Origin of the sequence: Robertmurraya korlensis (assembly GCF_023715225.1) — a bacterium.
Lineage (GTDB): Bacteria > Bacillota > Bacilli > Bacillales > Cytobacillaceae > Robertmurraya_A.
The window spans coordinates 17,029-36,867 of the sequence record NZ_JAMBNS010000004.1 but is presented as its reverse complement, the minus strand read 5'-3'; the positions used below and the strand labels follow the sequence as shown (position 1 = coordinate 36,867).

The 19,839-nt window shown below is 36.1% G+C and carries 20 protein-coding genes and 1 pseudogene; 2 read left to right on the top strand and 19 right to left on the bottom strand.

What is annotated here, in order from left to right; translation table 11 throughout:
• Nucleotides 1–87: 87 nt before the first annotated feature.
• From M3175_RS08745 to M3175_RS08730, 4 genes are all read right to left on the bottom strand, one after another.
• The gene (locus M3175_RS08745) at nucleotides 88–693 is read right to left on the bottom strand and encodes a DUF3267 domain-containing protein (RefSeq protein ID WP_251517868.1); all 606 of its coding nucleotides are present in this window, start codon (nucleotides 691–693) and stop codon (nucleotides 88–90) included.
• A gap of 100 nt (nucleotides 694–793) precedes the next feature.
• The gene (locus M3175_RS08740) at nucleotides 794–2,905 is read right to left on the bottom strand and encodes a putative bifunctional diguanylate cyclase/phosphodiesterase (protein ID WP_251517865.1); all 2,112 of its coding nucleotides are present in this window, start codon (nucleotides 2,903–2,905) and stop codon (nucleotides 794–796) included.
• Between the two features lie 194 nt (nucleotides 2,906–3,099).
• Complete coding sequence (locus M3175_RS08735; protein ID WP_251517862.1) at nucleotides 3,100–3,579, bottom strand: GNAT family N-acetyltransferase; 480 nt, start codon at nucleotides 3,577–3,579, stop codon at nucleotides 3,100–3,102.
• Nucleotides 3,580–4,095: a GNAT family N-acetyltransferase gene (locus M3175_RS08730; protein ID WP_251517859.1), complete on the bottom strand. Its 516-nt coding sequence runs from the start codon at nucleotides 4,093–4,095 to the stop codon at nucleotides 3,580–3,582.
• A 202-nt stretch (nucleotides 4,096–4,297) separates the two neighbouring features.
• Between M3175_RS08730 and M3175_RS08725 the strand changes: the two genes are divergently transcribed.
• Nucleotides 4,298–4,843 carry a GNAT family N-acetyltransferase gene (locus tag M3175_RS08725; RefSeq protein WP_251517855.1) on the top strand — a complete coding sequence of 182 codons (546 nt, stop codon included), beginning with the start codon at nucleotides 4,298–4,300 and terminating at the stop codon, nucleotides 4,841–4,843.
• Between the two features lie 39 nt (nucleotides 4,844–4,882).
• Here M3175_RS08725 and M3175_RS08720 read toward each other — a convergent pair whose 3' ends face one another.
• The 8 genes and pseudogenes from M3175_RS08720 to M3175_RS08685 all read right to left on the bottom strand — a co-directional run.
• Entirely contained in the window at nucleotides 4,883–5,518 is a 636-nt protein-coding gene (locus M3175_RS08720; protein ID WP_251517852.1) for an FMN-dependent NADH-azoreductase, read from the bottom strand.
• An 82-nt stretch (nucleotides 5,519–5,600) separates the two neighbouring features.
• Nucleotides 5,601–7,058 carry a DUF4153 domain-containing protein gene (locus M3175_RS08715; RefSeq protein ID WP_251517849.1) on the bottom strand — a complete coding sequence of 486 codons (1,458 nt, stop codon included), beginning with the start codon at nucleotides 7,056–7,058 and terminating at the stop codon, nucleotides 5,601–5,603.
• Nucleotides 7,059–7,124: 66 nt separating this feature from the next.
• Nucleotides 7,125–7,760 carry an HAAS signaling domain-containing protein gene (locus tag M3175_RS08710; protein ID WP_251517845.1) on the bottom strand — a complete coding sequence of 212 codons (636 nt, stop codon included), beginning with the start codon at nucleotides 7,758–7,760 and terminating at the stop codon, nucleotides 7,125–7,127.
• Nucleotides 7,741–8,088 carry a PadR family transcriptional regulator gene (locus M3175_RS08705; protein ID WP_251517842.1) on the bottom strand — a complete coding sequence of 116 codons (348 nt, stop codon included), beginning with the start codon at nucleotides 8,086–8,088 and terminating at the stop codon, nucleotides 7,741–7,743. Before M3175_RS08705 ends, M3175_RS08710 begins: the two co-directional genes overlap by 20 nt.
• A 180-nt stretch (nucleotides 8,089–8,268) precedes the next feature.
• Nucleotides 8,269–9,756, bottom strand: coding sequence for a glycoside hydrolase family 32 protein (locus M3175_RS08700; RefSeq protein WP_251517839.1), 1,488 nt, complete (start codon nucleotides 9,754–9,756; stop codon nucleotides 8,269–8,271).
• A gap of 152 nt (nucleotides 9,757–9,908) precedes the next feature.
• On the bottom strand, nucleotides 9,909–11,357 hold the full coding sequence (hpaB, locus tag M3175_RS08695) for a 4-hydroxyphenylacetate 3-monooxygenase, oxygenase component (protein WP_251517835.1): 1,449 nt from the start codon (nucleotides 11,355–11,357) through the stop codon (nucleotides 9,909–9,911).
• A gap of 136 nt (nucleotides 11,358–11,493) precedes the next feature.
• Complete coding sequence (locus tag M3175_RS08690; RefSeq protein ID WP_251517832.1) at nucleotides 11,494–12,543, bottom strand: NAD(P)/FAD-dependent oxidoreductase; 1,050 nt, start codon at nucleotides 12,541–12,543, stop codon at nucleotides 11,494–11,496.
• Between the two features lie 143 nt (nucleotides 12,544–12,686).
• A pseudogene (locus tag M3175_RS08685) lies at nucleotides 12,687–12,782 on the bottom strand (pyridine nucleotide-disulfide oxidoreductase); the annotation flags it as partial.
• A 387-nt stretch (nucleotides 12,783–13,169) separates the two neighbouring features.
• On the opposite strand from M3175_RS08685, the gene M3175_RS08680 reads away from it, so the two are divergent.
• Complete coding sequence (locus M3175_RS08680; RefSeq protein WP_251517829.1) at nucleotides 13,170–13,760, top strand: guanylate kinase; 591 nt, start codon at nucleotides 13,170–13,172, stop codon at nucleotides 13,758–13,760.
• Nucleotides 13,761–13,815: 55 nt separating this feature from the next.
• On the opposite strand, the gene M3175_RS08675 is transcribed toward M3175_RS08680, so the two are convergent.
• The 7 genes from M3175_RS08675 to M3175_RS08645 form a co-directional block, all read right to left on the bottom strand.
• Nucleotides 13,816–14,565 carry a GTP pyrophosphokinase gene (locus M3175_RS08675; RefSeq protein ID WP_251517826.1) on the bottom strand — a complete coding sequence of 250 codons (750 nt, stop codon included), beginning with the start codon at nucleotides 14,563–14,565 and terminating at the stop codon, nucleotides 13,816–13,818.
• A 106-nt stretch (nucleotides 14,566–14,671) separates the two neighbouring features.
• Nucleotides 14,672–15,307, bottom strand: coding sequence for a pyridoxamine 5'-phosphate oxidase family protein (locus tag M3175_RS08670; protein ID WP_285852227.1), 636 nt, complete (start codon nucleotides 15,305–15,307; stop codon nucleotides 14,672–14,674).
• Between the two features lie 101 nt (nucleotides 15,308–15,408).
• Nucleotides 15,409–15,963, bottom strand: coding sequence for a DUF2179 domain-containing protein (locus M3175_RS08665; protein WP_251517822.1), 555 nt, complete (start codon nucleotides 15,961–15,963; stop codon nucleotides 15,409–15,411).
• Between the two features lie 178 nt (nucleotides 15,964–16,141).
• Complete coding sequence (locus M3175_RS08660; RefSeq protein WP_251517819.1) at nucleotides 16,142–17,695, bottom strand: sensor domain-containing diguanylate cyclase; 1,554 nt, start codon at nucleotides 17,693–17,695, stop codon at nucleotides 16,142–16,144.
• A gap of 98 nt (nucleotides 17,696–17,793) precedes the next feature.
• Nucleotides 17,794–18,321 carry a CBO0543 family protein gene (locus tag M3175_RS08655; protein ID WP_251517816.1) on the bottom strand — a complete coding sequence of 176 codons (528 nt, stop codon included), beginning with the start codon at nucleotides 18,319–18,321 and terminating at the stop codon, nucleotides 17,794–17,796.
• A 110-nt stretch (nucleotides 18,322–18,431) separates the two neighbouring features.
• A complete protein-coding gene (locus M3175_RS08650) occupies nucleotides 18,432–19,295 on the bottom strand; it encodes a hypothetical protein (protein ID WP_251517813.1) in 864 nt (287 codons plus the stop codon).
• 97 nt (nucleotides 19,296–19,392) lie between these two features.
• Nucleotides 19,393–19,791 (bottom strand): GNAT family N-acetyltransferase, encoded by a 399-nt coding sequence (locus M3175_RS08645; RefSeq protein ID WP_251517809.1) that lies wholly within the window; start codon nucleotides 19,789–19,791, stop codon nucleotides 19,393–19,395.
• Nucleotides 19,792–19,839 lie beyond the last annotated feature (48 nt).

Below are 19,839 nucleotides of genomic sequence, written 5' to 3'. Positions count from 1 at the left end.
CTCGTTTCCCTCTAAGAGTAAAAATAAAAAGAATGTCTGACAGATTGTTTATTTTGCGAAACTCAAACATCTACATCCCGCTCTCTACTACAACTTCCAATACGTTCTTGGTCCACAGTTTACTAGTACTGCATTATTAGGTACTTGTAATAAGATAAGAAAAAGAACAAGCATATCGACCGAAGAAGCCAGTGAGTTTAGTAAAACTAGGATTTTAATAGTCGTTGATAAAAGACCTAACCATCCTAGCACCAATGGTAATAAGATAGACAGGAATATGTAAGGAGCAATCGAGATAATAATAAACCTGATTTTACTCATGTGCTCTTCAGTTATTACAAAACCACCAAACCAACTAAGTCCAATATATGTTTTTTTCGACCTTAGAAAATTAGGGATAAATACTAAATGTAATATCTCATGGATTACAACTAAAAGCCATAGGACAACAACATAAAATAGGTTAAAGGTTATTTCTACTCCGTTATCTGATATTCCAAATTCCTTGAGGGTTAAAGGAGAAAAAAGATTTACGATCGTAAACGTAACCCAGCCCGCTAGGAACATGAACGGCAATGATAGTAAAATTGAACTCCATACATTTTTCGGTTCTCGTAGAGCCATCCAGCTCTTGGAAAGCAACTCTCTCTCTACATTTTCATCAAAAGTAGGGTATTTCCGACTGATTTTCATCTAGACCCTCCTTTCTTGTGGTACATGTAATACGGAATAACTGTTTCACAGGTTTCATTTTTCTAATTAAAAAACACGCGATTTCCTTATTAATCGCGTGTTAGTCTATATTTAATTGTTTATTAAGATAAGCAATAAACTCATGATAAGGTAAAGGTTTAGCAAAGTAATAACCTTGCACTTCATCACACTCAATTGACTTTAGAAAATTCACCTGCTCTATCGTTTCTGCCCCCTCTGCCAGAACCTTTAGGTTCAGGTTATGACCTAGGGTAACGATCGATGTCATGAGGGTATCTTCCTCTTTCGGTATATTTAATAGAAATATCCGATCGATTTTTAGACGATGAATACTTAATTTCTTTAAATAACTGAGTGAACTGTACCCGGCACCGAAATCATCTAAACTAATATGAATCCCTAAATTCTTAATATCTTCTAGTATTTGACTCGATTTTTCAAAGTTAAATAGGCTTCCTTCTGTGATTTCTAAGTCTAATAACCTCGGTTCCAATCTCGTTTCTATAAGAATTTTTTTAATATCCTGCAAGAGGTGAGGATGCTGAAGTTGTACTGAGGATAAATTAACAGACACTCGTAAATTAAGTCCATACAACTCATTTATCTCTACCGTTTGCGTACAAGCTTTTTTCAATACCCATAATCCGATCTGATTGATTAATTTTAATTCTTCTGCAAGAGGAATAAACTTCAAGGGTGAAATAATCCCTTTTGATGGGTGATTCCATCGAAGGAGAGCTTCCATTCCGATAGGTTTTCCAGAAATTAAGGAAAGCTGTGGTTGATAAAACACCTCGAATTGTTCAGCAATGACCGCGTGGTGAAGCTCAAGCTCAATGTCTCTCTTTTCATTGGATTCTGTAAGAAGCTGGCTATTATATATCATGACTCTATTGTCATTTTCTGAAGGAACATGCATTTTGGCTAAATTTGCATTTTTCACAAGTGCATTCCAATCGGATCCATCATTTGGATAAAAGCTAATGCCAAATTTCGGTGAGATATAAAAATCTCTACTTCCCACATGAACAGGGATCAAAAATTGTTTGACTAATGATTCTGCAAAATTAACAATTTCTTGTTCAGTAGAATAGTCCTTTACAATAATTAAATGCTCCCTCTCGCTCCATCTAATCAACTTCATATGTTCTTTCATACTTGTTTGGATTCTTCTTATTGAAGCTACATACACATTATCGCATTTGGAATTTCCTAGTAGTTCATCTATGGCATCTAACCCTTCAAAGCCGAAGAGTATTACTGCAACCACACTCTCCTCCCCCCACTCCATTAAAGGTAGCAAGTTGTTTAGATAATTCCGATTAGGTAAACCCGTAAGTTCATCGTAATACGCCATTTTATGGAGCTCGTTTTTATGTTTTTTTGTTAGAATTTTTTCTGCTAAGGATAGAAGAGTGAGTACATAGATTAAAACCACAACAATGAAAATTAAACCCACAAAACCAATTACCTTCAATCGTTCATTCATCTTGCGCTCCATAAATTGATCTCCATCGAAATCAATTCCTAGAACAGATTCCACCTCACCTCTTCCATTAGTAACAGGAATAAATGCACTAATACTGTAACCCCATCTATCAGTTGTAGGTTTCTTTTGCATTGTAAAGGTACCTTTTAACGCACGTTTTAATTCCGGTACTTCTTCTTTATATAAGGTCCCCATTGGTACACGTTGTTCCATTTCCCCACGAATCCTACCATCCTTGTTATAATCAGTCGCAGGGGCAACGACAAAGTATATTTGACCATTTTCATCCATTCTCATCGTATAAACAGATTGAACTTCTTTTATATGATTTTGCCATTCTGTTATTTTTCTAAGGATATGCGTGTACTCCTTACTACCATCTGCATCTGATTGATACAACGTAGCATGACCTTCATTTCTTAAATCTCGACTAAAAATAGTTCCCATATTTTTTGCCATATCATAGTACTCTTTATACTCTTTTTCTCGTAAAGTACTATCCAATACATATCCGAAAATCAAAAGGACTATTGATAATAATACAAATAATACGGTGGGAGCTTTCCCAAACCGTTCAGGGAGTTCAGACAATTTTCTTATTACTAGTTTCCTTGATAGTAATACCACTGTCAAAATGGCAAGTAAGTACACAAAAAGAAACAATAGTATATTGATATCAAAGTCTAATTCTAGAGAAGTCATACTATTTTCCTACTTTCACCGTACTAATACTCTATATATCGGTAGTCCTCTTCATTTTATTTAGTCCAATTTCGGAAAAATATCCCTAAATAAAAAAAAGAGCTACCAAAATAGTAACTCTTCTTTAGAAAAGCATTCCCTCTGTCCTGTTATCAGAACGTATCTATTTATACGCTAGTAGAACGTGATAGTTCTCAATAAATACGTAGGCTCATTACATACTGCTCTCCAAGTGAACCAATCACTCTTCTTCCTGTATCTTGAAACCCCACTCCTATATACAGATTTTGCGCAGCGATATTTTGATGATTAACCCCTAGGACGATTTCGTCACAGTTCGGAAATTGATTTTGTATATATTTCTTTAGCAACCGTAATCCTTGTTTTGCAAAGCCCCTCCCCTGATTTATGTAGTCAATAGAGAATGCCGTTAAAAGCATGGCATTGGGGTTGTTTGAATATTCCATTACACGTGAAGTCGAATGCAACATAAAAAAACCAACAGGATTGTCATCTTCCACAATCACAATTGGAAATTGTCCCTCTTGTGCATCTAGCACTTTACTCGGCAAGGCTGTGAATTTCACTTGATCGTCAGGAAGTTCAAACGCAAGCAAACCTTCCATAAATTTAGGTTCGTAAAGTTCAAGTCTAATTTTCGTTGTTTTACTCATTTACCCCCTCCACTCTTCGTCAAGAATGGCGTAGTAATACTCATCCCACCATCCATCACTAGTTGGGATGCATTTTTTAAAAGACCCTTCTCGTCTCATCCCGATTTTTTCCATTACACGGTAGGAACCAATATTTTCAGGCTGACAGGTAGCAACGATTCGATGTAATTTTAATTCCTCAAACCCATACTGTAAAACCGCCTTCGCTGCCTCGGAGGCAAAGCCTTTGTTATAATAATCCGGATGAAACACCCAACCAATTTCAAAAGTATGTTCACCAAAGTAACGATGAAATACAATATGCCCGATTAGAGATTTACTTTCTTTTAAGATTACCGGGTACTTCTCAACTTTCTCCCCTATATTTTCCACCACAAACTGCTGTGCATCTTCTATAGTGAAAACCCCTTCAGGAATATACTTCATCACCTCAGGATTTGATGTATATTTATAAACTGCATGGTAGTCGTTTTTAACAAAACCTCTGATCATTAACCGTTCTGTTTCAATAAACATTGTTGCCACCCCTATAAAACATAATATATATCCTAGACTAATCATTCGATATTAATGGAAATATTTCCTTCTTCCTATAAGAAACGTTTGCTGTATGGAAAAAAGAACATTAAGATTAAGTTATCTAGACTTTAGGAGGCAAGATTTTATTGCGTAGCATGATGTGATTCCTTCATATAAATACAGAAAAAGGGAGAACAATATGACGAATTTATTTAAGGGGAAATTATTAAAACTTACTACTGTCCGAGCAGAGGATGCAGCGATTATGGCATCTTGGGAGGAAAACTCAGACTATTTGCGTAATCTTGATACAGATATCGCCTACCCACATTCAATTTCGGAACTTGAAAAAGAGAAAGAACGAAGCCACAATTCAGCGTATTTTCGGTTACGAACGATAGAGAATGACACCTTAATCGGTTTTGTTGTCATCCACTCTATCGAATGGAATAATCAGGTCGGTTCCTTAGCTATTGGAATTGGAGATACAAACTATCAAAATAAAGGATATGGAAGTGAGGCATTACAACTAATCCTTCGCTATGCATTTCATGAATTAAATTTACACCGAGTCGGTTTGGATGTCATTGGCTATAATAGTCGCGCAATCCGCGCATATGAAAAAGCAGGCTTTCTTGAAGAAGGAAGACTTCGTTCCGCTATTTATCGTGACGGGCATTATTTCGATCGTATCATGATGGGGATTTTAAGATCAGAATGGGAACAACAAATTCTAAAGCAATAGATCAAAAGAGCCAACGAGTTTTTTCGTTGGCTCTTTGTTTTAAAATGTATGGGCTAAATCCTTTGCTCTTGCAATCGCATTCTCTTTAATTTCTTGTGCTTTATCTGGCATTGCATTATGACCTTCTACAAATAATCCTTCAAACGAAGGTACTCCATAGAATTGCATAATAACACTTAAATAACGGTGTCCCATTTCGAGGTCTGCAGCAGGACCTTCGGAGTAAATCCCACCACGTGCTTGAATATGTAACGCTTTTTTATCCGTTAACAATCCAATTGGGCCTTCAGCTGTATATCTAAATGTCTTTCCAGCAACAGAAACCGCATCAAGATACGCCTTCATGACTGGAGGGAATGAGAAATTCCAAAGTGGAGTAACAAATACATACTTGTCAAAAGAGATAAATTGATCACAAAGTTCTCCAAGTCGCGCCACCTTCGCCTTTTCCTCTGAAGAAAGCTCGTCAAATCCTTTTCCTGACTGTAGTTTTCCCCAGCCACTGAACACGTCAACATCAATATGAGGAATATCCTCTTTGTACAGATCTAAGTGTAAGACTTCGTGATCTGAATTCTTTTCTTTGTACGTGTCAATAAATGCCTTACCTACAGCCATACTATAAGACTGTGTGTCATCGTGGGGATGAGCAGTAATGTATAGAACTTTTGTCATTTTCTCATCTTTCCTTTCTTTCCTTTGTTGTGCATTCTAGTTTGTGAGAAAACGACTTTTGTATGCATCATTTACTTTCCTTTTAAAAATTTAACTTTCCTAGCTCATTATACGTCTTCATTCGGGTTAAGTTATAGGACTGCCAAGAGGTACTTTTTAAATATAATCGTTCTGCTTTCCTTTGCTTAAGCAACTCTTCTAATCCGGGTATATTTGCTCCACTTTGATAAAGATCAATAAGTCCAAGTGTTCCCGTATCTGAGAGATTATTTAAATAATAAATGTCAATTTCCCCAGTTATTTCGTATCTCTTAATATTTTGTTGGACAACAAATTGATCGATATTTACAACATTAATACCTACATAATAGACGAGGGCCGCGATAAAATAAAAATGAAACAAAGATAGGTTCTCAAGCCAAATTTTCACCAGTGTATAAGCAAATATCACCGTTAAAAAGATCATAAAAGAATGAGCAAGTACTCTTGTAAAAGTAAAGCCATATGCCTCCTCGTACAACATCATACGCATAAACGCCGAGATTAAAAGGACAACACTTGAAAGAACTAAAACAGACAAAGCGATACGAATGAACATCTTTAACATTCCATATATTGTTCTCGAAAGTAGAATAGCCCCTGTTGTAACAGAAAGATTGATCATGGTTACAAAGAGCAATTCAAAAAAGCCGCGCCGTGCATATTCGGCATACGTAAATCCATCCTCCAAAGAGCCACTAAAAAAGTACGTAAATTGTACGGCAACAAAAGCAATATACACGAAATCTAACAAAAGTAATACGGTCAGTGTAACGACTCCGTCCATCGATAAAGGGTTGATTGGTCCTTCTTTTTGTATGATTTTATTGTTTTTTATTAATAGGGCTTGCATAAATCCGAAGAAACCAAATGTATAAACAAATATAATGATAGTTCTAATAAGCAACTCCACATTAAGGCTAAATAAATACGGAATCTCCTTTACCAATCGTTCAAACTGGGCATCTGCAGAAATGAGCAGATTTAAAACAATGAACAAAACGGGAACAGATATGGTAATACCCAGTATAATTTTTTTCCATACAGCAAAATTCCTTTGGTTTCCCTTTTTTGATAGGTTTATGATGTATTTAGTAAAGAACACATGATAGCGCAAGCCCTCAATTACACGTAGAAGAGTGTAAAATAAGAAATATAAATTATGCCAAACTCTATTTTTAGAGGATGTAACTAGCGACAAATGAAAGATCACAAGAGCTGGGATGACAACAATATTTAACGCGTAAAAAAGCTGTGTGTCATAAAGATAGTATCCGGCGGTTAATAACCAAATACATATTAATACGAAATATCCAACCCTTTGGTGTGAAAACGGAAACTTACGAAATCTCCAGAAAAATACCGTATAAAACAAAATGATAAAAACAAAATAGGATATTCCAATTTGATCTTTAAAAAATGCCTCTTCCCCGACAATTCCTAAAATGAAGCATAGAGCCAAAAAGATCCAATCATTTTTCAACAGTTTTTCATTCATCATGATTCCCTCCATTTATATCGTTTTTCTATATACATAGTTTTTCTATGTATTATAGCAAAAAAAAGCTCAGATTGACGCTTTTTTCCCCCAGCGATAGCTAATGATGCATACTGGATAAAGGAGAAGTGTTAAAAAAATACAGACAGCGATAAAGGTTTCAGTTAAAAGTGGATGAAACCACTCATGTGGAATAAGATGGAATACCGTTAAGACCATTAAAATAATATTCGGTATTAACGCTAAAATAAAGGTCTTTTTCATCACCCTTTTTCCTTTGTGACCAAAGCCCCTCCCAATTTCATATCCTAGAAGTGCCCAAAAGAACATATAAATGAAAGCAATGATAATAGGAAAGGAAGTAAGATTAGACCATAGATCGGTCAGCCACTTCCAATTCAGAAGATTATGAGCAAGTGTGAGAACGGCCCCACCTGCAAAGAAAAGAATATTCACAGCAATAAACAACCACTTCATATTGCTCGGTGTAAAGGAAAGCTCTTCTTTCCATATCGCAGCAATCTCTTCTGGTGTTCCGAATCTTGAGTAGACTTCTTCCCGAATTTCGTCATACTCCATTTTGCATAAACTTAATAAAAGCTCATCGAGATGCATTTCATATTCAGCTATAATGGTTTCCTTCTCCTTGTGGTTTCCGAGGCTTTCTTTCAAGCTTTCTAAAAACTCACTCTTCAGCCGTTCCATGTTTTTTTCTCCCCATCATCTTGTTCATTACTGAAACAAAATCATTCCACTCACGTGTTTTTTCCAGCAGCATCTCTTTTCCCGCTTCTGTTATTTTGTAATATTTTCGAGCTGGACCCTTCTCCTGCTCTTTCCAGTAGCACTCAATATATTCCTGCTTTTCAAGCTTATGTAGTGCCGGATATAAAGTACCTTCTTTCACCGAAAACTCATTTCCGCTTCTGCTTTCGAGTTCTTTAACAAGCTCGTAGCCATACATATCCCGTTCTTCTAAAAGCTGAAGTAACAAAAGCGATGTACTTCCTTTCACCAATTCACGATTAAACATCTTCTCACCTACCTAGGTTTTTTAGGTATATAGAAATTCTACATCTAACTTTTCTTCCTGTAAAGTATCCTCGATTAAAAAAAAGAAATATTTTACAAGCATGATCAGTTTAATCCCTAATACGACAAAACCCACACCTTTACTAACAGAAAGGTCGTGGGTTTCACAGAATATTTGCTTCTAAGCAAAACCATCACTCATTGGGTGAACAGATTTACTCAAGTCCCATTTTTTTAAGCTAACAATAGTTATCTCTTCATCAGAGAAAAAGCTGATCCCCGTTGAATTTTCACCAGGATAAACTCTTGCTGACATGACTTTTTCTCCCTCATTAATAAACACTTCTACCGAAGAGTGATCAACAAATACGCGCAAATGGAGAAGATTTTCTTTAAGTTGTACTGGAGCTTTTCGTATTCCCTTTGGACCCTTACCAGACCGCTCCCGATCCAAGATTACCATTCCTTCTAAACGATTATATGCGATCGCTGTTTCTTCATTCTCACTCACCCGAACCATCACACCAAACTTTTCGGCGGATTTTGCATCAATTGTTACTTCAAGCTCATAACTATCACCTATTAGTTCAGGTATAATCTTCTTTTCTTTAACCGTCACCTGTTCAAGCTGAACCACATTTCCACGAAGTTCCTGTAACTCTGGAACAGGCTTGCTATAAATTTGTCCATCCACCCATTCAAGCTGTCGAGGAATCGTCATGGCTCCTGCCCAATTGTATTCTTGCTCAGGCATGTGACTTTCCCACATCGCCATCCATGCAACCATAATACGTCTTCCTTTAGGATCTTCCATCGTTTGAGGAGCATAAAAGTCAAATCCATAATCCAATAAATGAAAATCACCATGCGAAAGTACACCTGTATGGTAATCTAATTCACCTAAAACATAGCCTGCTTGATGGAGATTATGATACAAATCTCCATTCGGCTTGACTCCTTGCGGTGACATCATAAGAACATCATGACCTTCCAAACGAAACACATCGGGACACTCCCACATATACCCTAAATTCCCACCACTTTTAGCCATAACACTTAAAAATTCCCAATGTTCTAAATCACTGGAACGATACAGCAACACTTGTCCATGATGATCCTTCGTTCTTGAGCCTAACACACAATAATAGTCATTATCCTGTTTCCACACTTTCGGGTCACGTATATGATAGGGATGAATATCACCTGCAGGAGCTTTATCTATGACCGGATTTTCTTTAAGCTTTGTAAAATGAATTCCATCTTCACTGACCGCCAGGCATTGAACTTGTAATAAATCCTTATCATGATCCTCCCCTGTCCACGTATTACCCGTATACATTAGATATAAGCTTCCGTCTTTTTCGATCGCGCTTCCTGAAAAGCACCCATCCTGGTCATATTCTTCTGTTGGCGCTAAAGCAATTGGCATATGTTCCCAATGAACAAGATCTTTACTTTTCACATGTCCCCAGAACATAGGACCCCACTCCGGTGAATACGGATGATGCTGATAGAACAGATGATATTCTCCATTAAAAAAACTGAATCCATTTGGATCGTTCATCCAAAAGGCCGGAGTGGTTACATGATAATTCAATCTCCAATGATTTTTGGTTACTTTTGGCTGTTCTTTTATTATTGATTCTATTGCACTATGTAATTTATTCACAATATCCCCTCCATAAGAAAACGCTTTAGTATTCTTAGACTTCATTGTATCCATCCTGAAGATTTCATGTCAATGCAAACTTTTACTAAAATAGTTCTATTTTTTACTAATAAAGAAAAGCATCTACCAATTAAAGCAGATGCTTGCTACAGTTATTCTTTTTTCTGGTTACTATTCAGTAAGGATTTTGCTAGATTTACAGCAGATTCCTTAGAGTAGCTATTATATAGCCCGGATTCTAATCGAACGGGATCTCCAAAAAAGAATCTTTCGTATTGTTTTTGTCTTCCCCCAAAGGCACTCAAACAGACATCCCACGCTAAACGAAACAATTGGGTACGTTCTTTGGCTTCGCAAGACGCACCTTGTAGATATTGATCCAGATCTCCTCGTATGGGAGATTCAAAGTCCTTTTCAGTTGGAATCGATATTAATCCACTTGCTCCTAGCGTCTCTAAAATTTCAAGGAATCTAGGATACAATCGAGGAAAGGTAGTAATAGCAGCCGATAATGGATTCACATCAGGAACCATTCTCCCTCTCTTATCAAGCTTCGCATTCCTCTCCGAACTCAATAATAAAGCTTTTAAGGTCTCTAGTGAGGAAATAATCTCACTTACCTTTCCTTGAACATGCGTGTAGCTTCCTATATCAATTGAATCCACAATCAACTGTGCGAGACCCAAAATAAACTCTGTTTTCACCACCTGGCGAGCAGTTGCTTGGTGAAGTAAAAAAGTAAAATACTTTGTTTCATTTGCTAGTTCCATAGAAATGGAATAATCGTTGTATAAAAATACCCGTTCCCATGGGACCAAAACATCGTCAAATACAACTATGGTGTCCATTTCTTCAAATCTAGCACCTAATGGATGATCAAATGCGGAAGAGCGATAACGAAATGATTCTCTACAAATAAATCGTAAATTCGGGGTGTTGCTTGGGATACTAAATGCGTAAATAAATGATTCTCCGATATACTTTCCCCCGATAGGTAAGACAAGTAACTCATCTGTGATTCCACCTTGAGTAGCTAACAATCTAGCGCCCTTAATAATAATCCCATCACTCGTTTCCTTTACCACTTTTGCGGATATCGGATGTTCTTCATCTTCAAAATAAAGCATGGATCGATTGACTTGTGGGTTCACAAATGTATGAGCAAGCGTTAAATCATTTTCTCTGGCACGCTCATACATTTGTAATATATGTTTTCCTATTAAACGAGAATCTTCAAAATGATCCCAGGCCGTTCCAAGAGCCATCAGGCAGGAATTCATATAATCTGGAGATCTTCCCATCATTCCCCCAGACAACTTCGCCCATGCTTGAGTAGAAAGCCTCCTCTTTTCAAGATCTTCTTTTGTTCTAGGCTGCATGAATGACGTTCCTACTCGTTCTCCACTTACTGGAGAAACATAGGTCATCAAATCCATGTGATCTTTGTTCATCTGCAGGTCAAATAGTGCTGCTTTGCTTGTTAAAATACCCTTAAACGCTTCATGATTACATATATCTGTAATTTTCTTCCCATTAAGCCAAATCTCAGGTTGAAGTTGATGAATTCTATTCATAAATTCTTGACCATTTATTGCAGGCAAAAAAACACCTCCTGTTCAAAAGGTTTATAAATACATATGTATAAACCTCGAGATATTGCTTTTCCATATCCATATTATAAAAAAAGAAGGTTAACAATTTTCGTTAACCTTCTTCACCCCAAATTGTATTTCTTAACTATCTAACCAATTGTTTCACTAGCTCCCGATTGCGCTGCTTGAACACATCATTGTGTGAAGAAACCATTGCTGCTTGATGAGCATCTGGTTCGATATATTTTTTTGCTTTATTCACAGCGTTGGCTGCATCTTGGAAGGCTCCCGCGATTAAGTTCAATTTTCCACCGAACTTAAGAATATCACCGGCTGCAAATAATCCAGGAACCGAAGTTTCGCTACAAGAATTTCCCTCAATATAAAAATCCTCAAGCATATTGATATGTAAATCGCTGTTTTTCAGTAGACCGGTATCCTGTTCATACCCGTGATTAATCACTACCTCATCTACAGGTAACAGAGTGACTTCCCCAGTTACGTTATTTGTTATTTCTACCTTTTCAATCATTTCCTGACCGCTAGTAGCTATTAATTTCGTTATAGACGTGTTACTTAAACAAGACACAGAGCTTTTTTCTAATTGAGACACTTGTGCTTCATGACCTGACATTTTGTCTTTTCGGTACGTAATATAGACTTTCTTCGCAACAGGCTCTAGCTCATTTGCCCAATCGAGCGCAGAATTTCCACCACCTGAAATTACTACGGTTTTATCTTTAAATTGCTTTAATGATTTCACTGTATAGTTCAGATTCGATACTTCAAACCGTTCGGCACCTTCTATGTTCAGCTTTTGAGGTTTCAGGATTCCACTGCCAACGGCAACAATCAATGTTTTCGAATAATGAAAATGACCTGAAGAACCTTCAAGAACAAAAATCCCGTCTTCTGTTCTTGAGATAGAGACCACCTTTTCGTTAAGTACCACAGTAGGGTTAAAGGTCAGTCCTTGTTCAACCAGTTGCTCGATGAGTTTTGCTCCAGGAACTGGTGTCATTCCTCCAACATCCCAAATCATCTTTTCTGGATACACATGAATCTTTCCACCTAATTGGGGCTGAAATTCAATTAGCTTCGTCTTCATTTCCCTTAAACCACTATAAAAAGTAGAGTAAAGCCCTGCCGGCCCACCTCCAATTATTGTTACATCAAAAAGATCCATTTTCTCCATTGTCACACACTCCTATATAATCAATTGTTATTGATTATCATTCTCATTAACTATTACTATACGATCTTTTTGACGTTATGACAATCAAAATATTCAAAAAAAGGGCAGAAAGTGGAGTAACACACTTTTCTGCCCTTTTGAAATTATGCCTTTAATACATCATGATCCACATAGCGTTCTCCGTTAATCTCGTTAATCACATTAATGGCTACTCTTGCTCCGTCACCAGATGTAATAACCTGCACCAATTATGGAAATATCATACATAAAAATATCTCCAGAATTTTTTGAAATTATAGGTAAATCTTATTAATAAAGGTAAATGTGTCAAAGACTGTGCTCATCTCAAACTATACTGTTAATTTATCTTACAAAAAAACAGGTTAATTTCTTGCGTTTTTCTCTCAAATTTGGCATTCTTAAATTAAGTTATCAGAATATTTAACATAATTATTAAATTTGATGCAACCAAATGCCCCGAAAAGTCGTCTTCTTATGTATAATCTACAAATATTTGTTATCAGATAATTAGGGCTTTTTCTGTTATAATAGTATGATATAGGTATTTATTTGTATCCTCTTACTTTGTTTGAAACATTTTAAATATATTTTTCAGGAGGTAATCTATGTACGAAATTAAAGACAAAGAAAAATTATTTATTTACACAGGTCCTGATGGTTCTGGAAGAAAAACGATTGCTAAAATGGTTGCTACTGCATTTGACATGGAAACAGTTCTTTCCTATACCACTCGTACACCACGTCATTACGAACAAAATGGAGAAGATTATCATTTTATTGATGAAGCTACCTTCAAGAAAATGGAGGACAATGGCGAATTCCTTGAGAGTGTTGAAATTGATGGTTTCCATTACGGTATACGTGAGGAAGATATCGTTAAAGCCTTTGAATCGCATAATCTAGTTTATTTGACACTCAATCCAGAAGGTACTGAAAAATTAAAGGAAATGTATGGGGATCGTGTTATGCGTTTCTTCATTTATGCAGATCGTGATACGGTTATCTCCCGTCAAAAGGAACGTCAGGACAACGAGGACGTTATTAACCGCCATATGTCTCATTATGACGAAACGATGGCTTATAAAAATAGCTGTGAGCATGCATTTGAAAACTATGATTCACCTCAAACTTCTTTCCGCATTAGCGAAGTAATTGAAGCCTTCCTTGATAGAGACTTTGTTGTGACAGATTATTAATATAAGAAAAGGACGATTTGAAATGTATTCAATCGTCCTTTTTTCATTGTTTTTGCTACTCTTTAACATGAGACAAGCTCTCTAAAAGTGCCCTCGGAATATTTAGTTTTTGTCCGCTAGCATTTAAAAGGTTAAGCTCATTTTCTATGTCATCATCGTCGCTATCCAACTTACGTATTTCTTCATGTAAAACTTCCATTTTTTTGTCTAACATTGCTACTGTATCTGCAGCATTTTTCAGTTCTTTTGATAAATAAGCGGGAACTTCGTTATCAAATTTATAATATATCTTATGTTCAAGACTTGCCCAGAAATCCATCCCAATGGTACGAATTTGCACTTCCACATATACATTTTCAATTCCATTGGACATAAAAACTGGAATTTTCACGATTAGGTGCAAGCTTTGATAGCCGTTTGGTTTCGGATGATTAATATAATCCTTCTTTTCCACTACTTCAATATCGCTTTGATTCTCCAGCATTCTACTTATCTCAAAAATATCAGAAATAAAGGAGCAGGTAATCCGAATTCCCGCAATGTCCTTAATATTTTCTTTTATACTTGGTAATGATAAATCTATATTTTTTCTTTGTACCTTTTTAAGAATACTTTCTGGTGATTTAATTCTAGATTTTACATGTTCAATGGGGCTGTAATCATGTATATATTGAAATTCCTGTTTTAAAATATCAATTTTCGTATTTAACTCATCAATACCAAATTGATAAAGCATCATAAATCTTGTTAGTTCGTTTTTAAACTTTTTTAATAGCTTTAAGTCTAGTACTTGATTGGAACTCATCGGTTCTATTCACCCTTTAAGAAAGAAGTATTTAACCCGAGTTAAATGTACACCTCTTCACAATCTTTGTCAATTTAATACACATGGGCGAATTTTCAAAAACATCTTAATAAAGTCTTTCCTTGTAACTTTCTTTCAGTCCTTCTTCTACCGTCTTAGCAGTCGTATTCGGTAAATTCACATGGTCAGAAATGATAGTAGCCACTGAAGGCAATAATTCTTTCTCCTGCCATGAAGTTGGATCCCATAAACCTGACCGAATAAATGCTTTTGCACAATGGATAAAACACTCTTCCACATCAACAGCAATACCTACTAACGGCGACTTCCCCTTTACCGCCATACTCTCCAGTATTTCCGGATCTTTTATCAGGGTAGCATGTCCGTTTACCCTCAATGTTTCACCCAGACCAGGGATGAAAAAGATCAAGCCCACCCTAGGGTTAGATAAAATATTGCGCAAAGAGTCCATTCGCTTGTTCCCAGGTCTTTCAGGGATGACTAACTGATTTTCATTTAACATATGGACAAATCCAGGTAAATCTCCCCTCGGTGATACATCACAATTCCCTTCCTTGTCAGACGTGGATAATACTAAAAAAGGCGACTGCGAAATAAAATCTCTACAATGGTCATCAATAATAGAAATGGTCTTATTTTTCACTAGTTCACTTGGAAACCCCAACATCGATCGAAGTTCATCCTCTGAACAAATCGTTTCTTTATAAGTAATTTTTTTCAACGAATCCAACTCCCCTTCTATCTATAGTGTAATTGTATATTTTCAAATTGTAAAAAAATACCCTTACATATAAAGATGCAAGGGCTAAACGATTTTATAATCTAGGCGTGGTTTTCCTCTATTTGTTTTTTCATTTTCTTCCTTTTTTTCATTGCCTTCAGCAAGAAACCACCTTTAAATGTTTTCGGTTCATAGGCAATAATAAATGCATTTGGTTCGTATTGCTGAATCATTTCGTATAAACCTTCTTCTTGGTTCCTTTTCGTTAATACCTCTAACTTATAACGAATGGCTTCAATACCCTCGCCTTCGTAAACAGTCACGCCATATCCATCTTTACGAAGCTGATCCACGAGGTTCATATTTTTGTTGGTTAAAATCACTTGAAGCGTTGTATATCCAATCGCCAATGCTTCTTCAATCATGGATCCAATGATAATACCTAATCCAAATCCAATCGCATACACAATCATCACAACTACATTTTGCTCCCCATTAAATACGATCGATAGTCCGAATATGTATATGAGTGCTTCAAGTAACCCTAGAAATGCTGCCTGCATTCTCAACCCTTTTACTAGGAAAATAGTTCTCAGTGTAAAGGTTGGAACGTAAATTAACTGAAGAACTAGTACGAGAATAATATCTTTAACCATACATATTCCTCCTTTCATTGTCACACTGCACAGTCTAACGAAAAAATGAATTTCTGTAAATCCCCTAGTAGTCATTTTAAAGTATGGTGTTTTAAGTAACATTTTCCCTAGTATGATTAGAAGCAAACCTAAATAAGGGAAGCTTGCCCCTTATTTGAGACAAGCGTGTCTTGTGTTCTTATTTAACTTCGTCCACCTTCACTGTTTGATTTCGTCCGTTCCCTTTTGCTCGGTATAAGGCTTGGTCAATCAAATTAAATAACTCAGTGTGATGGCTGGCGGTATTTGGCATATTTCCTACACCAACTGAAATTGTAACAGCCTTACCAATGGGACTGATTGTTTCTTCTGTTGTTTTCCTTATTCGTTCCGCAATTTGGTACGCTTCTTCTATAGAGGTATTCGGTAGGAGAATCAAAAACTCTTCTCCGCCGTAACGGAAACTAATGTCACATTCTCTTGTTTGCTTACGAATAAGGTTCGATAAGAATTTTAAAACTTCATCCCCCATTAAATGTCCATACGTATCATTGACCATTTTAAAATGATCAATATCGAATAGTATGATCGAATACTCTTTAAATTCATGAATACGCTTTTGTAGAGTTCGACGATTTAACAAACCCGTTAATGGATCTAGTGTCGCTTCATTTTCAAACATTTGAATTTGTGTTCGATAATGGTCTACCATTAAAAACATCGTGTGCTTTAACTCATTCACTTCAAAATAACCTTCAGGAATTTCTGGCCTTTTAATCGTTGTTCTTTCAGCCACTTGATGAGCATAGTGCGCTAACTCTCGAAGTGGATGTACAAATTTTTTCAATAGATAAATAGAAATGAACAAAACCAAAATTACAAACGGAAGAGTAACCTTGCCAACCTGCTTTATTAACTCTATAGAGGGTTGCATATAAGAATTCTTAGGAGTTTGACTTACAATTCCCCAGTTGCTCGTTTTTACATGTGCATAACCAGCCAGCATTCTAATTCCTTTCGAGTTTGTTATTTCAATTTTACCATCTTTACCCTCTACAACACGTTTAACGGCACCATTTTCTAATACATTATCACCAATTCGATTTCTTTCCGGATGATAGATGATATTTCCTTCTGAATCCACTACATACACATAAGAATCGACCGCATGCTTCGGATGGAGACTTAAAGTATCTTTGATGCTATTGTCTTCACTTAGGTAGATCGTTCCACCAAGAAAACCGAAGTACGCTCCTTTATTATCAAATACCGGTATAGAGATGAGTATGATAAGTTTATTCGTCACCTTACTGATATACGGCTGGGAGATCAGCGGCATTTTCTTGTTAATTGCTTCGTTTACACCAATCGTATCAATCTTTACTCCTTCTAAATCAAAATGTGGGGCTGAGCGAATTATTTTTCCTTCTTTATCGACTAAAAAAACCGAATTAAAAAAGTTTGTGGAGCTTAACACTTGGTTTAACTCTTCATAAAGTTGATCATTATTCTGAGTCAATGGATAAATCGAACCGGCACTCACCTTAAGCGTTTGCAACATATTTCGAAAAAGTAAATCTGTTGTGTCTGCCAGTTTTTCTGCGTACACCTGATTTTCACTTAAATAGCCTTTTTCTCTATTTTCTTTACTAACCACGATACTTGAAATCATCACACCAAGATATGTTCCAAGCATCGCGAATGCTATTAATAATAATATAATTGATTGTAAAGAGATTTTTCTTATATTCATCTGTTTCTCCGCAATGATGTGATATTTTCTCTGTCAGTTTCTATATCGGACAAAATTCGACATTTTAAATGTCTAACCAGTGAAAACCGAAAGTATTTTTATCGAAATACCTTGGAGGGAACATCAAAGATTTGCCACAATGATAGGATGAATAAAATGGAAATAGCCCATGCTAGGATTGGCCTGCGGTGATGGACCCATAATACTGTAAACATTATCAGATTAAATACAATAGACCACTTGACGCTCCAACCATTAGAGTATTGTATGAGACCTGTATTATAATCGATTCCTTCATTGATCATGTACAAACAAGTCCAACCTAAAATGTAAAAAATCTGTTTGCTCCTTGTACCAGGGAACTTAGATAAATAGATGAGTGCTGTGGCAGGATATTTTATTATCATGATAGATAATGAAATATGTGTATTCGTAATTCCTGCTTGCTTGTCAATTTCAGGTGGATGATAGCGCCACATAGGGTAGTAATCTGACAATAAATACAAATAGAGAAAATCCCCTATGATAAAAAAAAGAATGGTTGGGTAGTATTTTTCCCAATTTCTCCAATCGCCCCATCTCCACATCGCAAAAATCCAGATGGACGCATAGAGTGCATTTACCATGACCGAGCATCTCCTATTAACATACATTTTTTAGGAGGTTCCCCCTATATTTCGAGTTTCTCCATAATAAAGAACTTTTACACAGCAAATAGCACAGTTGACTCACTGTGCTATTTTTCGGATAGAAATTCGGTTCGTCTCCCCAATATCTTACTGACCTTTTCTGCAAATATTAAAACAATTGCAGGGAATGTAATATAAAAATATGGGTCCCACCAAACAAAAATGTGTAGAATTCCGATATATATCAATAATCGGGTAATAGAAATCAGACTGATTATTAAAATGATAAGTTTAATCCATCTATATCTTATCTTCCATTTTGCTAAGGTCGTTATAGTTAGTCCTGTACATATATAATAAATAGCTGCAAATGCATTGGTATCCTGAAACACATTTTCATACCATCCTAAATCGTAATAACGATTGGATAATAACATAAGAGGAAGCATATGTATCGTTCCTAAAATGGGACTAACAATCAAGAACAATAATAAAAAGTGGCATATTCCCTCTTGTTTATTCAATAACCATCGGTACAATAATTTGATGATTGGAAAATATACAAATAATAATCCGAAAAAGGTAAACTCATTTCTCCACCAGTTTTGTTTATAGATGGCAAGCTCTTCGAACAACCATTCAATACCAATAAGCAATAGTGAAAAGGATAGTGACCATCTCCAATTCTTTCTAAAGGTTGCTAGAAAAACTGCGATAACTGGTAAGACAAAGGCATTTGAAGCAATAGCACCAAGATTGCTATCATACGTCGGATTATTAGTAAGAAAACGTGGGTAATATACGTAACTATGCAGAAAGTTATAAATAACACCCTCAATGATATAACCGAACCCAATAGCAGCTAACAATAATAAGAATACTGGCTGATTCCTCTTTTTATAGTAAGTATATAAGAAAAGAAAGCTACTTGCGGCCACCAACGCAATATACCAGACGGAATGATAGTTCATAAGTGACCACCCCTTCTCTATTCTCTTACTATACAGTATTCCAAATTTCGACAAAAATCTTCATGGAATCATTCATTTCCTTAAATTTTGTTTCTTTCTATTTTCTTGGAATGATATAGCCGTTTTGGATTTTATGAAATCCAATTTTCGGGTAATAATCCATGGCTATCGGTGATGCTAAAAGAATTAAAGAAATTTCTTCTCCTAACCGTTCGTGAATTCGTCTCACGAGTTCTTTTCCAATCCCTTGGTTCTGGTAATCTCGATCAACAGCTAAATCTGATAAATAACAGCAGTAACTAAAATCAGTAATGGCTCTTGCTATTCCTACAAGTGTCTCACCGTCCCATGCTGTAATGATAATATCTGCATGGTCGATCATTTTTTGAAGTCTAGGTAGATCCTCAACAGGTCTTCTAATGCCAGATTTACTAAAAACATCTGCCAATATCTCTGCAGTAATTTTTTTACTTTCTTCATAGTGTATTGTAATCATGTTTACATCCTCCTTTTTTATTATATTACTCATATTCTGACCTTCTCT